This window comes from Rhodococcus sp. WB9, from assembly GCF_007558985.1.
GTDB lineage: Bacteria > Actinomycetota > Actinomycetes > Mycobacteriales > Mycobacteriaceae > Rhodococcus_F > Rhodococcus_F opacus.
Genome location: NZ_CP041769.1, coordinates 7,688,828 through 7,704,423 on the forward strand (window position 1 = coordinate 7,688,828; position 15,596 = coordinate 7,704,423).

Genomic DNA, 15,596 nt, shown 5'->3' on the forward strand with positions numbered 1-15,596 from the left:
CGAATGGTCGACGAAGGAGGTGGTTGTCGTGAACACAACCAACCACGGTGGGCCGAATGCCCACCTCGTCGACGCTCTGGCCGCAGCCGACCCGTCAGGTCGGCTGCGGGCGGCGCTCACTGCAGGCACGCACCCCGATCCCCGTCTCACGGACACTCTCGTCGAGCGGTGTGCCGTCGAACCGGATTTCTTCGTCCGCGACATGCTGACCTGGGCGTTGTGCCGCCTGCCGAGCGAGCTCACGGTGCCGCGACTGGTCCGAGAGCTCGGGGCCGACTCCGCGCAGGCCCGCAGTCAGTCGCTGCACACCCTGTCCAAGATCGGGGACCGGCTCGCCTGGCCCGCGGTGTCGGCACTGCTGCACGACGAGCACGACGAGGTCGCGCGCAGTGCGTGGCGGGCGGCCGTGGCACTCGTGCCCCCCGGCGGAGAGGCTGCACTCGCGGCCGATCTGGCGATCGAACTCGGGCGGGGCGACCAGCACCTGCAGCTCAGTCTGAGCCGTGCGCTGGTAGGACTCGGGGACGCTGTCCTCCCTCTCCTCGACGCGGCCGGGACCAGTCCCGACCCGCACATTCGTGCGCACGCGGATGCGACGAGGCGACTCTGCCACGACCCCGACAGTGGGTTCACCCTCGCGGTCGAGACGGCGAAGCGCGTCGCGGTCGCCGGTCCGGACACGTAGCAGGAGGAGATGGGATGTTGATCGGTGAGGTCTCCCGGCGGTGTGGTGTCAGCACACGGATGTTGCGGCACTACGACACGTTGGGGCTGGTGAAGCCCACGGGCCGCACGTCCGGCGGCTACCGCGAGTACTCCGCCGACGACATCCGACGGCTCTTCCACGTCGAGAGCCTCAGGACCTTGGGGCTGTCGTTGAACGAGGCCAAGCGGGCCCTGGACGAGCCCGATTTCGCACCGGCCGACCTGGTGGGAGACCTCATCCGACACACCCGCCGGCGGATCGCTGCCGAGGAGGAACTGCTCGGCAAACTCGAACGCGTCGACGCCGCCTCGCCGGCGGCGTGGGAGGATGTCCTGCGCATCGTCGGTCTGCTGCGTGCGCTCGAGTCGGAATCCGCGGCCCGTCGTCAACAAGCGATCCTGTCTCAGGACGGAACTGCGGCGCTGCCCGTCGAAGCGCTGGTCGAGGCCATTCTGTCGGAGGACGACCCGAATGTGGCCGGAGCGCTGCAGTGGTCGTTGGCGCGGGTCGCCGGGCCGGGACTCGAGGTTCTGGCCGACAGCCTCGACGCGGAGGATGCCGACGTGCGGCGTCGCGCCACCGCCGCGATAGCGGCAATCCACACCGCGGAGGCAACGGCACATCTGAGACGAGCTCTCGATGATCCAGAGGCCACGGTCCGCGGGTACGCGGCACTCGCTCTCGGCTCTCGCGGAAACGTCGACGCGATCCCCTCCCTGATCGAGTTGGTCGTCGAGGGGCGGCGCGATGTCGAGGCTGCCGAAGTGCTGGGCCTGCTGACGACGGTCTCGGCCTCGGCCGACGCCATCGTCGAGGTCATGCAGATCACGCTCGACAACACCGAGGAGGCGCCCACGCGGTTGCGGATCACGCAGGCGCTTGCCGAGATTCCCGGCACCGCGGCGCGGCGGGCACTCGACCGGCTGGCCCACGACGGCGACCGGACGATCGCGTCCACCGCGGCCTCGATCCTGAACACGCTGGACCGCGGAAGAAGCCGGCGCCGCCGATCGGGCATCGGGACGGGAGTGATGGTGGACGAGACACGGTCACCCAAAGTTACTGGAGCATGACAGCATTCGTAGCCGACCCCGAGTCGGTGATGGTTCGTGGCGGTGACCGAATTTTCCCAGCCCACTGCGGCCTTTGACCGATTGACGGCCATCCGTTGCGGGTAGTCGGGTTCAGGGTTGGTTCGCACCGGACTGCCGATCCGGGGTACGCCGGGCAGCCAGTTCCGGACGCTCGGCGTCGACCGATGACGGCCGATGCGGGTGAAGGGAGTCGACGATGATGACCCGACTGCAAGTCGCGGCAGCGGTGGTCGTGGGCTATTGGCTGGGCCGATCGCACCGGAAGAAACTGGGACTGCTGCGCGCGGCGGCAGGTGCCGGCCGCCTCGCAGGCGGACCCCAGGAAATGGTGGACCGGGCCGCAAAACTGCTGCAAACCTCGCCCGAATTCGCCGAGCTCAGTGAATCGGTGCGTGGTCAACTCCTCGACGCCGTGAAAGTGGCGGCCATGACCGCCGTCACCGCCCGAGTCGACGCACTCAACAATCGGCTGCTCTCCGGCAATGATGCGGTCCTGGAGACCGCTGAAGACCTGGTCGAGGACACCGCGGACATGGCCCGAGACGTCACCGACGACACCGTGGACACGGTGGAGGAAGCCGCCGACGACAGCGTGGGCACAGTGCGCAAGCTCGCCGACGACACCGTGGGCATGGTCGGCGCGCTGGAACGCAGGAAACGACCGAAGAAGGCACCGCCGTCGGACGACGTCGACGACGAGACGGCAGCGGAGGTCGAGGACGAGGACGAGGAACGACCGGCTCGGCGACCGCCCCGCAAGCGGAGCACCCCGGCGAAAACCTCCGGTAGTCGAAAGCGAGGAGCACAGCGATGACCACAGCAGGCGGAGGCCCGAGTTCCAGCAGCCTGGCCGATGTCATCGACACCATCTTGGACAAGGGCCTGGTCATCGACGCCTACGTGCGGGTCTCACTGGTCGGCATCGAACTGCTCACCATCGACGCCCGCGTCGTGGTCGCCAGTGTGGATACCTACCTGCGCTTCGCCGAGGCGGTGAACCGACTGGAGATCGGCAGCGAACCGAAGGGCCTGACCGACCTCGTTTCCGATGTGAAGGGCAGCGGCAGCACGAAGTCCAAGACCAAGGGTGCGCTCGAGGCCGTGGGAGAAACGCTCGGTGAGTTCCTCGGCGGATCGGAAGCCGAACGCGAACCCGAGCCGCGCCGGAGGCGAAAGTGATCCGACGACACTGACGTGGCCGCGCCGGCGCTCAGGCCGACTACATATTGCTGTTCCTGATAGGAGACGCCCACAGCCGGGTACGTTCGTGGCATGGGTGACGAGGCAATCGACCCCGAAGTGGCATATGAAGCCCTTTCCGCCGGCGCGCGCCTCGCTCTGCTGCGAAACCCCGAAGGCATCATGCCGCGGCAGTTCATCGGGCAGGTGATGGCTGTGTGTGGGCACTCCTGCGTCGCGGGGATCAGTGGTGGAGTTGATTTGGTACCGCAGATGGCGGTTCTCCAAGGGCCACTCTCCGAATACCTCTCCCAGTGCAGGTGTGTGCTGGACGCGTGGTGGATCTCGTTGACACCGCAACTCCGGGCTGTCATCAGGTGTCGCGAAGCGGTACCCGAATCGTTGGCGCTGCAATTACCCCAACACACGCCCTGGACCGCGGTGTCCACGCCGTGTTCCCATCTGTTGGTGCGCGACTATCTCGAATTGCAGGCAACGGGACTCGAACTGATGTAACCCGGACGGTCAGTCGGGGTCTTCGCTCCTGAAATGGCGTCTGGTTCGTATTCGTCGTGGCGGCGCAGCCAACTCATGAAGGGGTCGTCACCGCGGCGGGGTTCTGATTCCCAGTCTTCCTGGCGGCCGCGCGCGGTGAGGTCGAGCCAGTGGTAGGTGCCGAGCAGAATCTCGGTGGAGCGCGCGTAACCGGAGTAGGTGTGGAAGATGCGCTCACCCTGGCGGAGGAAAGCACTGACGCCGTGCTCTTCGCCGCACCAGCCCTTCCATGCAGGGTCCAACCGCACGAGCTCGGCCTCGTCCTTGTAGTTGTATTCGACCGGTGCGACCGACGCGTCGAGGGTGACATGAAAGTCATAGTTGAAGTCGCTGCCGTGCGAGGAGTACCAGGGGAACGTCCAGCCCATGCGCCGGCGGTACTGCTCGAGTTTGTTCAGCGGTGCGCGGGACACGGCCGCGAACGAGGTGTCCCGGGCGTACAGGTGCTCGAGGTTGCCGACGTTGTCCATCGTGAACGAGCAGGAGGGGCATCCTTCGTCGGCGTCGGGTTCGAACATGAAGTGGTAGATCAGGAGTTGGCCGCGGCCGTCGAACAGGTCTGCAAGTCCGGTCCTGCCGTCGGGGCCGTCGAAAACGTAATCCTTGGTAATTTCGACCATCGGTAGCGCGCGCCGGGCGGCGCTCACCCGATCGCGGTGGCGGGTCAGCTCCTTCTCCTGTGCGAGTAACTCGCGCCGCGCGATGAGCCATTCCTCGCGCGTGGTGACCTGTGGATCGGACGCTGTCATCGTTCGTCTCCTCTCGAAGGGCACCTGTAATCGTCGCAGGCGACACTTGGCGATGGCTACCACCAAGACCGGGAACAACTGATTCGTGGGCCGCCCTTCGGTGCAGGATGCGAAGCTGAGTGTGTGAGTGGCGCACTTCATCCGGCGGTGGAACCGTACGAAGCCGGGTTTCTCGATGTCTCCGACGACCATGCCCTGTACTGGGAGACCGTCGGAAACCCCGAGGGGACGCCGGTGCTGTATCTGCATGGGGGCCTGGACTGGATGCACTCCCGGCGCACGTCGCTACTTCGACCCGAGGGCTTTTCGTGCGGTGTTGTTCGACCAACGCGGATGCGAGCGGAGCCGCCCACTGGCCACCGGCCCCGACACCGACCTATCGACCAACACGACAACACATTTGACGGAAGACATCGAGCGTCTGCGTGAGCATCTGGGGATCAGGCGTTGGGTCGTGGCCGGGGTGTCGTGGGGGGTTACCTTGGGTTTGGTCTACGCCCAACGACATCCGGAGCGTGTTCTCGCGACAGTGCTCGGAGCGATCACGTCGGGAACCCGAACCGAGATCGACTGGATCACCCGTGACATGGGTCGGATCTTCCCCAGGGAGTGGGAGGAGTTCATCACTCCCGTGCCGGTCGGCGAACGGCACGGGGATCTGGCGGTCGCGTATGCGCGCCTCCTCGCCGACCCCGATGCGGCAGTGCGCGAGGAGGCGGCGAGGAGGTGGTGTGCGTGGGAGGACACTCACGTGTCGTTGATGCCGGGATGGACACCGAGCCCCCGATACGAGGACGCGACGTTCCGGATGATCTTCGCCAGATTGGTGACGCACTACTGGAGCCACGAGTGCTTCCTCGTCCCGAACCAGATACCGGACGGAATGAGCCGTCTGGCAGGTATCCCGGCAGTTCTTGTCCACGGCCGCTTCGATGTCTCGGGACCGTTGGACACGGCCTGGAAGCTCTCGCGGGCCTGGCCGGAGAGTCGACTCGTCGTGGTTGACGATGCAGGCCACGGCGGAGGTGGGTTCAGCTCCGCGCTGGTGGCCGCCTTGGACTCCTTCAGCGGGCCATGATCGCGGCCTCCGAGAGCGTCGGTCCACGTCAGGTACTCGTGAGGATGACGAGTCGCTGGGTCGCCCGGGTCATGGCGACGTAGCGGTCGACGGCCCCTTCGATCCCCGTGCCGAAGGTGTCCGGGTCTACGAGGACGACCAGGTCGAATTCGAGCCCCTTCGACAGCTCCGGGGTCAGCGACCGGACGCGGGATGTTGCCCGGAACGTCGGATCGCCTATGACGCAGGCGATCCCGTCGGAGTTCGAGTCGAGCCAGGTGTCGAGGATCGAGTGCAGATCGGAAGCAGATCCGTGTACGACGGGGATGTCGTTGCTGCGGATGGAGGTCGGCACGTTGGCGTCCGGGAGGACGGCTCGGATGACCGGCTCGGCTTCCGCCATGACCTCTTTCGGCGTCCGGTAGTTGACGGTCAGCGAGGCCAGCTCGATCCGGTCGAGCCCGATCCGCTCGAGCCGTTCCTGCCACGACTCCGTGAACCCGTGCCGGGCCTGTGCCCGGTCGCCGACGATGGTGAAGCTCCGAGACGGGCAGCGCAGCAACAGCATCTGCCACTCGGCGTCCGTCAGTTCCTGCGCTTCGTCCACGACGACGTGCGCGAACGTGCGGTCAAGCTGGTCGGGGTCGGTGCTGGACATCGCAGCTTCGTCCACCAGCATTTCCTGCAGGCCCTTCTGCCGCAGCTGCGTCATCAAACTTTCGCCGTCGTCGTAGGCATCCGCTGCGATCAGGTCGTCGATGACCTTGGACCGCTGCTCGCGTTCGGCGGCGACGGCGGCGTCGTGGCGACGCCGGCGTCGTGATTCCTCCGGGTCGCCGAGCCGCTGCCGTGCTGCGTCGAGGAGTGGCAGGTCGGACACCGTCCAGCGCTGGGCATCCGGGCGTTGCAGCTTCCGAACGTCGTCGGGGCTGAGCCAGGGAGCACACTTGCGCAGGTAGGCGGGCACCGACCACAGGTCGGCGACGAGGTCGGCCGCCTCGATCAGGGTCCACGCGTTGTCGAGGGTCGTGCGTAATTCGTCGTTCTGCTGCAACGATTTCCGGAGCTGGGCCACCGGAATGTCACCGTCGTACTTGTCGATCAGGATCGTGAGCAGCAGCTCCCAGATCTGCTCGCGAACCTCGTTGTGCGGGCTACCGGGTTCCGGCGCTTCGAATGCCTCGGCCCAGTCGTCGGCGCTCAGCCAGATGTCGGACCACTCGGTCGCGACCGTCATGCCCTCGGTGGGCGGCTCCTCGTAGAACGTGACCGCCGCGTCGATGGCCTTCACCAGATCCGCGGACGACTTCAGGCGGGCCACGTCCGGGTCGGTTTCGACCTTCGCGGTGGCGCCGTCGGCGACGAGGTCCCCCAGCGTGCAGAGCTGCACTCCCTCCTCTCCGAGGCTGGGCAGGACATCGGCGACGTAGACCAGATAGGGCTCGTGCGGACCGACGAACAGCACGCCGTGACGGAGTCGGGGGTCGGAGTAGAGCAGGTACGCGGCGCGGTGCAGCGCGACGACGGTCTTGCCCGTACCCGGGCCGCCGTCGACGACGAGGGCGCCACGCGATCCCGCGCGGATGATGGCGTCCTGGTCTGCCTGGATGGTGCCGAGCACGTCCCGCATCCGGGCCGACCGGTTGGTGCCCAGGCTGGCGATGAACGCGGACTGGTCGTCGAGCGCGGCGTTCCCCGCGAACCCGTCCGGGGTGAACACCTCGTCCCAGTAGTCGCTGATCCGGCCGCGGGTCCAGCGATACCTGCGCCGGCGGGCCAGGCCCATCGGATTGCCGTGGGTCGCACCGAAGAACGGCTCGGCCACGGGGGAGCGCCAGTCGACGAGCAGTTGATTGCCCGCCCGGTCCATCAGGCCGAGTCGTCCGATGTACACGGGCTCGGGGTTGTCTGCACTGACGAAGTGCCCGAGGCACAGGTCCAACCCGTAACGGCGCAGCGCACGCAGCTCGGCGTTCAGCCGGTGGACCATCATGTCCCGCTCCATCGCCTCCTGGCCCAGCCGGCGGGGCGCCTTGCGTTCGGTGTCGATGCGGTGGTCGAGGTCGGCAATCGACCGCTCGAGGCTTTCCGCGATGGCCGCGAAATGCAGCTCGTCGTCGGCGATCAGCGCCGGGTCGGCCTTGGGTGCGAGATGGTCGGGAAGGTCGAACGCACTGGTAGTCAGATTTTTCATGTCATCAGCTCCGATCTGCGGTTCGGGCGATCGTGTCGAGCAGCAACGTCGCGGCGACGGCCGCCCCGTCGGTGCGGATCGTGCCCGCCACGGCAGCCGCTCGTGCTCCGGTCTCGGGGGTCAGGGCCGCCGTGAGCGCGGCCGACAGGGACTCGACGGTCGGAACCGGACCGTCGTGCGCCGCGCCGATGCCCAAGTCGGCCACCCGGCCGGCCCAGTACGGCTGGTCGGCCGCCTGCGGCACCACCACCTGAGGCGCGCCGGCCCGGGTGGCCGTCGTCGTCGTCCCTGCACCGCCGTGGTGCACGACGGCGGCCACCCGGCCGAACAGTGCCTGCTGGTTGACCTCGCCGACGACGAAGCAGTCGTCGACGTCGTCGATCAGGGCCAGATCGGCCCAGCCGCGCCCGACGAGTGCGCGGCGGCCCTGCGCGCGGATCGCCTCGATGGCCACCTCGGCGGCGTCCGTCGCCGCGTGCAAGGGCATGCTGCCGAAGCCCACGAACACCGGTGGTGTGCCTGCGTCCAGGAAAGCCTCCAACTCGGCCGGGAGTGGGCGGTCGTCGGTCAGGATCCACGCGCCGGTCTGCACGACGTCGAGGTCCGGCGTCTCCTGCCACGGGTCCAGGGTCGGGTCCGTCGCAAGCCACGGCCGGTCGCCGATGACGTAGTCGCGAACGTTGTCCACCGGGGGCAGGCCGATCGACGCCCGGTTGGTGTCGAGCACCTCACCGAACAGCGCATCGATGCTCTGAGCGTCCAGGTCCCACAGCACCCGGTTGTCCGTCACGTCCGGCGGGAACGCCCGGCCCGGGTACGCCAGCGGCCGCCGATGCGGCGACGGCAGGGTGAGCTGCTGGAACGTCACGGACACGGAACGGATGCCCAGCTTCTCGGCGACCGACAGCGCTCCGGCCGCGGCCGGCATCGCGCCGGTCGCCACCAACGCGTCGCATCCCTCGGCGGGCACCATCGGCACACCGACCCCGGCCAGCCGCTCCGCGAAGTCCTCGTCCGGCGGCGCGCACACCCGCACCTCCGCGCCGAGTTCCCGCAACCGCACCACGAGTCCCACCAACGGTTCGACATCCCCACGTGACCCGTACGTCGACAACAACACACGCAATTCGCGACCCCCATTTCCGCAGGTTCTGGCTTCGGCCGGTAATTGTGCGGCACAACCCGGGCCTTGCCGCAAGCCCCCCGGTGCGCTATAAATTGAAGGTGGAAAGGGCTTGGTACTCCTCTCCACTTCCTCGTCCGATCCGGACAGATTCCAGGCAGCGTCGGCACGTCATCGATCGAATGCGTTCGCACACAGTCCAGCTCACCGATCACGGTAACGCGGCCCGGCCGCAGGGGATGCCGGGATAGACTTCTCGGCACACAGCCGCTGGTACGCCCTGGCCTGCCGTCTGCCCTCTCGGGACCAGCCCCTCGCCGGGCGCGCCGTGGCGCGGCGCGCGAATCATGTTGTGTCTCAACACTCAGGGAGCCGCACGATGTCCACTCATCCGGTTCGACATGAGCGAGTTCCAGGAGAAGCACACGGTCTCCCGGCTGGTCGGCGCACCGCCCGGGTACGTCGGCTACGAGGAGGCCGGACAACTCACCGACAAGGTCCGCCGGCAGCCGTATTCGGTGATCCTGTTCGACGAGATCGAGAAGGCCCACCCGGACGTGTTCAACGTCCTGCTGCAGCTCCTCGACGACGGCCGCGTCACCGATGCGCAGGGCTGCACCGTCGACTTCAAGAACACGATCGTGATCCTCACCAGCAACATCGGCGCCGATCTGATCCTCGACGCACCCGAGGGCGATGTCCACCAGATCGTCCCGCAGCTGATGGAACGGTTACGCTCGCACTTCCGCCCCGAGTTCCTCAACCGCATCGACGAGACCGTGGTGTTCCACCGGCTCGACGAACAACAACTGCGGCAGATCGTCGAGTTGATCCTCGACGGCACATGCCGGCTGCTGAAGGCGCAGGACATCGGGTTGGACGTGACCACGGCAGCCGAGGACTACCTCGCCGCGGAAGGTACGAACCCGAGTTCGGTTCCCGGCCGCTACGGCGCACCATCCAGAAGCAGCTCGACAACAAGCTGTCGAGCATGCTTCTGAAGGGGGTCCTCTCGCCCGGCGACACCGTCCGCGTCGACGCACATGGTGCCGGCTTGTCGATCGGCGTCGGGAGCGCCGCAGGTGACGGCGCGGCGCCTCCCGGAGAGGGGTAGGCATTGCACGTGCCTCTCCCGACTTCCGCCATCCCGAGAGTGGCCGCGGCGGTGGTGGTCGGTGTCGCTGCGGGTGTCCTCGGCGGCGTGTCGACCACAGCCGCGCTGGGGTCTCTCATCGGTATCGCCGCCGCGGCCGCCGTGTTCGTCGTATCCGGTTGGGCAGTGTTGTGGCCGATGGATGCGGCGGCGACTCGCCGGAACGTGGGACGCGAGGATTTCCGTCCGATAGTCGACGAATTGGTCGTGGTGACAGCGGCTTCAGGAGGTCTCGGAGCAATCATCGCACTGCAGGTGGCCGGCGGATCCTCGGCGGGAACCCCGCACGCCGCCGTGGCTCTGATCGGTGTCTTCCTGGCGTGGGCTGCCCTACATCTGATGTATGCGGCTCGATACGCCTTCCTCTACTACGAGGAATCGGGTCCTGAAACAACAACGGGCGGTATCGATTTCAACTCCACTGCTCCGCCCGCGTTTCGCGACTTCTTCTACTTCAGTTACAACCTCGGGATGACCTACCAGGTATCCGATACCGACGTCTCGAGCCCGGAGATTCGGGCCGTGGCGCTCCGGCATTGCCTGTTGTCCTATGTTTTCGGTGCAGTCATCCTCGCGACCACGATCAACCTGGTCGCCGGGATCCTCACGAGGTGAGGATCCCATTCGGATCCGACTGACCGACAGTCCGCACGAGTAAGGCAGCCGTGTATCGAATCGCCATGCACGAGACACGATCGACCGCACGGGTCCACGCAGCGGTGTTGGTCGCGCTGGTGCTGCCGGCCTCGGGCCCGGCTGTGCCATGGGTGGATGGTGCGGCTCGCGTCGCCATCGGCGTTCTGTTCTTCCTCTACGGCGTGCGCATCGCACCGCTGGATGCGATCGCCGGACTGACGCACTGGCGCCTGCACCTGACCGTGCTGTCCTTCACCTTCGTGGTCTTCCCGCTCAGCGGATTGGCACTGAGACCGCTCCCGAGCTCTGTGCTGGATCCCAGCTTGTACCGCCGGACTGCTGTTCACGTGCCTCGTTCCCTCGATCGTCCAAGCGTTGATCGGATTCACCGCGGTTTCCGGAGGGAACGTTCCCGGTGCCATCGCCAGCGCATCCGCATCCAACCTCTTCGGCATGTTCCTGACGCCCGCGCTCGCGTTCACGATGATGTCGACTTCAGGACAGATGGGTGCGCCCGGTGCCGTCGCACTGGGAATCGGACTGCAACTGTTCCTGCCGTTCGTGCTGGGTCAGATCCTCCACCGGTTGATCGGCGGCTGGGTGGCACGCCACGGTTCCGCACTGAGGTACGTCGGCCGCGAATCCGTCGTGCTCATCGTGTATTCGGCATTCTCGGCGGGCGAACGTCACGGAGTGTGGCACTCGGTCCCGTCCACCGGTTGCTCCGACTTGTCCTGCTGTCCACGGTGCTCGTGACGGCCATGCTCTGGCTCACGCGATTCACCGCCGACCTGATGCGGTTCGAACGCGCAGACGTGCGGGCCATCCAGTTCTATGGAACGAGGAAGGCTCTCATGACCGGGCTGCCGATGGCGGCTGTCCGGTTCGCCGGGCAGCCCTCCGGCAGATCATCCTGCCGCTGACGGTGTTTCATCAGGTTCAGCTCACGATGTGTGCATGGCCGGCGAATCGATACCGGCACCGTGTCGCGTGATGCCTGCACACCGACCGACGGTGGCGGATTTCGGGGCTCGCGAGAACCGCGCATCCTGCCTGTTCCCCGGTGTTAATGTTGATCTACTCGGCCACACCGAAAGGTGCACCTCGATGAGAAGATTCACTCGAAGAGTCGGTGGAACCATCGTGGCGCTGACGCTTACCGCCGCCGCGTTCGTCATGTCACCGCCACCGGTGTACGGATTCGCCGAGGATATTTGCTACACCGAGGACGGTGCGCCACCGCACAACTGCGCTCCGCTGCCACCCGAATGCCTACTCGACGATCCCAACTCGCCGATCTGCGGCGCCGAGGCGTTCCTCCGCTACGGGTTCACGCTGCGCCGCCCGCTCGGCGGACGGAGTCTCGTGCATTCGGATTCGACGTACATCATCGCCCGCACCGTCGGCTTCTCCGAGCAGGATGCCTACTGGATCGCGGCGTACGACGAAGCGACCGACCTCGGCACGTTCGCCCCACGCGACATCTTCGGCCGACTCGTCCCCGACGCCGGCGCATTGACCACCAAGGACATCAGCGGACTGGTGCGCACCCACTTCGCCACCGGCGGGTTCCTCTTCCACTTCCTGCCCACGATGCGCGGACCGGCGGATCCCCTGCCCAACGGCTTGCAACCGGATGTCGACGATCCCCGGCACGAGGTCATGCTCACGCACCTACGGAATTGGGCCCTGGCCGGGCCGGGAAGTGGCGCACCGTTGTGCACGGGAGGTTTCACGAACCCCTCGGAGGACGGCGACTACGCCACGGGTGCAACGTGTTACGGCGATGCGAATCCCGTGCAGATCAACGGCACCTACAGCCTGGAGACTCCGGCCGCCATCCCGTTCACCAACATGACCGGGCAGCAGGTCATCTCCGACACGGTCCTGTCGTCGCAGTTCGATTCCTGGATCGGCGAGAATTCCTGGAATGCACGGACCGGCATCTACATTCACGCACTCGGCGATCGCATCTCGCACCATGTCTGCACCGACGCCGGCACGATCACTCCGCCGGGACCGGCCGGGCCGGACTTTCGGATCGATCTGAACCAGCCCACCTGCGACCAGGGTCCACATGCCGTCCGCCACGAATACGAGACGGGCGTGGATTTCGCCGGGCTGCACCCGGAAGACCGGACCACCGAGGCGGCCCTGTCGATGGTGTACGACGAACTCGTCAACTTCGCGCGCATGCGCGGAACGCTGGACGAGCGCGCCACGGCGCCGACGACCAAGAATGCACTCCTGACCGACGGCCTCGTGCCGGCGCTCGAGATTCGGGAGCCGGTCGAGCGACTGAACGCCGTCACCGACGTCGGCTGCCGAGTCGGCGTCCCGGCGTTCCCCGGAAATCCGGCGTGCCGGGATTGATCGTGCCCGTCGGCGTCAGCTGCCGAAGGGGGATGCGCTGTTGGAGTACCGCGCGAAGTCGCCCTGCGCCCCGCTGTAGACGTTGAGGTCGACGTCGCCGTTGACGCCGGGGATGCGACCGGTGCTGGTGTACTGCCAGAACGTCCAGTTGCTCCAGCCGCCGGGGAGGGGGCCGGGCGTGTTCTGACCGTTGTAGTCGGCGATCCACAGCGGGTATCCGGCGAACTCGTTGGTGTTCGCCATCGCCGTCCGCCAGAAGTTCGGGTACGTGTAGATGATCGGCTGACGTCCGGTGAGCGATTGGACCGTGTTGAGGTAGCGGTGCGTCCAGTCGATCAACGCCGCGGGCGGCAGCCCACCGGAATGCTCGAGGTCGAGGACCGGGGGCATGTCACCCGGACCGTTGATGCCCAGCACCACCGTCGAGTAGAACGCGGCCTGCGCTTCCGGCGACTGGGTGGGGTCGGCGTAGTGGTACGCGCCGCGGGCAACGCCGGCCACGCGCATGGCGAGGCAGTCCTGGACGAAGAACGGATTGACGTAGTTGAGACTCTCGGTGGCCTTGACCATCGAAAAGTCGTGGCCGGCGTTGCGGACGGCGAACCAGTCGATCGGTGACCCGCCCGGGTGTTGCCACGAGGCCACGTCCGGACCTCTGACAGGTTCGGCGGCGGCATGCCCCGGCACCGCGGCCGCGAGCGCACCGGCGAGCAGTAGTGGTGCGATCTTGGAGAACCTTCGGACCTTCACCCCGATAGCCATGCGCCCGAGGGTAACGTCTTCCCGCTGCCCGCACGTGGCAACGGACGTCACTTCGTCACGAACGCCGCCTGCCGGAGCGCCTCGCCGCGCGCAGCCCGTCCCGGGGCCGACGACGCGTTGATCGCGAGCACCGACAGCAACTCGTACGCGACGTGCGCTGCCGCGATGCCGGTGATCTCGGCGTGGTCGTAGGCGGGCGCCACCTCCACGATGTCGGCGCCGACCACGTTCAGGCCGACGAGTCCGCGCAGCGTGTTCAGCAACTCGCGGGACGTCATGCCGCCCGCCTCGGGTGTTCCGGTGCCCGGCGCGTGCGCGGGATCGAGGACGTCGATGTCCACGGACACGTAGACCGGTCCGCCGTCGAGCCGTCGACGCATCCGTTCGACGATGCTGGCGACGCCGTCCACCTCGTAGTCGTCGGAGCGGATGACCTGGAAACCGAGAACGGCGTCGTCCTCGAGGTCCTTCTTGCTGTACAGCGGGCCACGGATGCCGATGTGCTGCGAACGCTCGAGGTCGATGAGCCCCTCCTCGCTGGCCCGCCGGAACGGGGTGCCGTGTGTGTAGGGGGCGCCGAAGTAGGTGTCCCACGTGTCGAGGTGCGCGTCGAAGTGCAGCACGGCGATGGGACCGTGATCGCGGGCGAGGGAACGCAGGATCGGCAGGGCGATGGTGTGGTCGCCGCCGAGCGTCAGCACGGTCGAGCCGTCCTTGCGCAGGTCGGTGACGGCGCCGTCGACGGTGGCGAGGGCCTCCTGGATGTCGAACGGGTTGACGCCGATGTCGCCGAAGTCGGCGACCTGCTGCGCCGCGAAGGGGTGCACGTCGAGTGCGGGGTTGTACGGACGCAGGAGCTTCGACGACGCACGGATGTGGCCGGGGCCGAAGCGTGCGCCGGGGCGGTAGCTCACGCCGGAGTCGAACGGGACGCCCATCACGGTGACGTCGGCGCGGGACACCTCGTCGAGCCGGGGGAGGCGGGCGAACGTGCTGGGTTCGGCGTAGCGCGGCGTGCGGGTGGCGTCGACGGGGCCCTGGATGCGGGTCGCGTCGATGGGGCCCTGGATGCGGGTCGCGTCGATGGGGCCCTGGATGCGGGTCGCGTCGATGGGGCCCTGGATCCGGGTCGCGTCGATGGGGCCCTGGATGCGGGTCGCGTCGATGGGGCCCTGGATATCGTCTGTACTCATCGGAATCCTTCGGTGTGTGCCGGAGACGTGGCGTCGTCGTATCGTTTCCTTGGAATGCATTCTTGTCAACACTTGTTTCCTATACGAGACACAACGAAGGATCGATGCATGGCGAACGAGCTCGCAACCGAAGGTGCGTCGGGCGTCGACGCACCAAGGATCGGCCCCCGGCTCAAGGCGGCCCGGCAGGCCCAGCGCCTCACCCTCGACGACCTGGCCGCGAGCTGCGGCATCACCAAGGGCTACCTGTCGAAGATCGAACGGGACCACGCGAGCGCATCAGTCGCCACGCTGGTGCGGATCTGCGCCGCCCTGAACATTCCCGTCGGGTCGCTGTTCGAGAGCTCCGCCGCAGGTGAGGTGGTACGAGCCGACAACTACCCGCCGATCAGTTTCGGCGGGGAGCGCATGGCCGAGTTCCTGCTGACACCGTTCGGCGAGCGCCGCATCCAGTCGCTCCTGAGCCGGATCGAACCCGGCGGCGGGAGCGGCTCGGAAACGTACGAACTGCCGGTCGACGTCGCCTTCGTCTACGTCGTCTCCGGCCGGATCTGCATTTCCTTCAACGGTCCGGGGGCCGGGGAGGACGTGTCGCTCGCGACCGGGGACGCGTTCACCTTCTCGCCCCAGTTGCCGCACAGCTTCCGCGCGCTCGGCGACGACACCGCGACCGTTCTGTGGATTCTGGCCCCCGCACTACCGGACGACGTCCGGCCCACCGCCCGCTAGGAAACCGTCAAGCGGTTTAGGAAACATGTGTTGACAGTCACGGCTCGCCCGTTCATTGTTGTCCACATCACTCCACCGCTCAGGAGCTCAACG

General features: G+C 67.0%; 13 protein-coding genes and 3 pseudogenes. 11 read left to right on the top strand and 5 right to left on the bottom strand.

Annotated features, from left to right (window positions below):
- Positions 1-19: 19 nt before the first annotated feature.
- From FND50_RS35880 to FND50_RS35900, 5 genes are all read left to right on the top strand, one after another.
- Positions 20-685 carry a HEAT repeat domain-containing protein gene (locus FND50_RS35880; RefSeq protein ID WP_144288928.1) on the top strand — a complete coding sequence of 222 codons (666 nt, stop codon included), beginning with the start codon at positions 20-22 and terminating at the stop codon, positions 683-685.
- Positions 686-699: 14 nt separating this feature from the next.
- A complete protein-coding gene (locus FND50_RS35885) occupies positions 700-1,779 on the top strand; it encodes a MerR family transcriptional regulator (protein WP_144288929.1) in 1,080 nt (359 codons plus the stop codon).
- Positions 1,780-1,999: 220 nt separating this feature from the next.
- Positions 2,000-2,614: a hypothetical protein gene (locus FND50_RS35890; RefSeq protein WP_144289268.1), complete on the top strand. Its 615-nt coding sequence runs from the start codon at positions 2,000-2,002 to the stop codon at positions 2,612-2,614.
- Complete coding sequence (gvpJ, locus tag FND50_RS35895) at positions 2,611-2,979, top strand: gas vesicle protein GvpJ (RefSeq protein WP_005249263.1); 369 nt, start codon at positions 2,611-2,613, stop codon at positions 2,977-2,979. The genes FND50_RS35890 and gvpJ overlap by 4 nt, the downstream gene beginning before the upstream one ends.
- Before the next feature lie 93 nt (positions 2,980-3,072).
- On the top strand, positions 3,073-3,495 hold the full coding sequence (locus FND50_RS35900) for a hypothetical protein (protein WP_144288930.1): 423 nt from the start codon (positions 3,073-3,075) through the stop codon (positions 3,493-3,495).
- Here the strand turns inward: FND50_RS35900 and FND50_RS35905 are convergent.
- The gene (locus FND50_RS35905; RefSeq protein WP_144288931.1) at positions 3,456-4,283 is read right to left on the bottom strand and encodes a DUF899 domain-containing protein; all 828 of its coding nucleotides are present in this window, start codon (positions 4,281-4,283) and stop codon (positions 3,456-3,458) included. The genes FND50_RS35900 and FND50_RS35905 overlap by 40 nt on opposite strands.
- Before the next feature lie 123 nt (positions 4,284-4,406).
- Between FND50_RS35905 and pip the strand changes: the two are divergent.
- A pseudogene (pip, locus tag FND50_RS35910) lies at positions 4,407-5,361 on the top strand (prolyl aminopeptidase).
- A 28-nt stretch (positions 5,362-5,389) separates the two neighbouring features.
- Here the strand turns inward: pip and helR are convergent.
- A complete protein-coding gene (gene helR / locus FND50_RS35915; RefSeq protein WP_144288932.1) occupies positions 5,390-7,534 on the bottom strand; it encodes an RNA polymerase recycling motor ATPase HelR in 2,145 nt (714 codons plus the stop codon).
- Positions 7,535-7,538: 4 nt separating this feature from the next.
- Positions 7,539-8,660 carry a glycosyltransferase gene (locus FND50_RS35920; protein ID WP_144288933.1) on the bottom strand — a complete coding sequence of 374 codons (1,122 nt, stop codon included), beginning with the start codon at positions 8,658-8,660 and terminating at the stop codon, positions 7,539-7,541.
- Positions 8,661-9,043: 383 nt separating this feature from the next.
- Between FND50_RS35920 and FND50_RS35930 the strand changes: the two are divergent.
- The 4 genes and pseudogenes from FND50_RS35930 to FND50_RS35945 form a co-directional block, all read left to right on the top strand.
- Positions 9,044-9,771: pseudogene (locus FND50_RS35930) on the top strand (AAA family ATPase); the annotation flags it as partial.
- Positions 9,772-9,774: 3 nt separating this feature from the next.
- The gene (locus FND50_RS35935) at positions 9,775-10,425 is read left to right on the top strand and encodes a DUF1345 domain-containing protein (RefSeq protein WP_144288934.1); all 651 of its coding nucleotides are present in this window, start codon (positions 9,775-9,777) and stop codon (positions 10,423-10,425) included.
- Between the two features lie 65 nt (positions 10,426-10,490).
- Positions 10,491-11,440 (top strand): annotated as a pseudogene (locus FND50_RS38035) (bile acid:sodium symporter family protein).
- A 113-nt stretch (positions 11,441-11,553) separates the two neighbouring features.
- Positions 11,554-12,819: a hypothetical protein gene (locus FND50_RS35945; protein ID WP_144288935.1), complete on the top strand. Its 1,266-nt coding sequence runs from the start codon at positions 11,554-11,556 to the stop codon at positions 12,817-12,819.
- A 15-nt stretch (positions 12,820-12,834) separates the two neighbouring features.
- Here FND50_RS35945 and FND50_RS35950 read toward each other — a convergent pair whose 3' ends face one another.
- Both FND50_RS35950 and speB read right to left on the bottom strand, forming a co-directional pair.
- Entirely contained in the window at positions 12,835-13,581 is a 747-nt protein-coding gene (locus FND50_RS35950; protein WP_065492732.1) for a glycoside hydrolase family 25 protein, read from the bottom strand.
- 47 nt (positions 13,582-13,628) lie between these two features.
- Positions 13,629-14,774: an agmatinase gene (gene speB / locus FND50_RS35955; protein WP_260850855.1), complete on the bottom strand. Its 1,146-nt coding sequence runs from the start codon at positions 14,772-14,774 to the stop codon at positions 13,629-13,631.
- Between the two features lie 108 nt (positions 14,775-14,882).
- Between speB and FND50_RS35960 the strand changes: the two genes are divergently transcribed.
- Positions 14,883-15,503, top strand: coding sequence for a helix-turn-helix domain-containing protein (locus FND50_RS35960; RefSeq protein WP_144288936.1), 621 nt, complete (start codon positions 14,883-14,885; stop codon positions 15,501-15,503).
- Positions 15,504-15,596 lie beyond the last annotated feature (93 nt).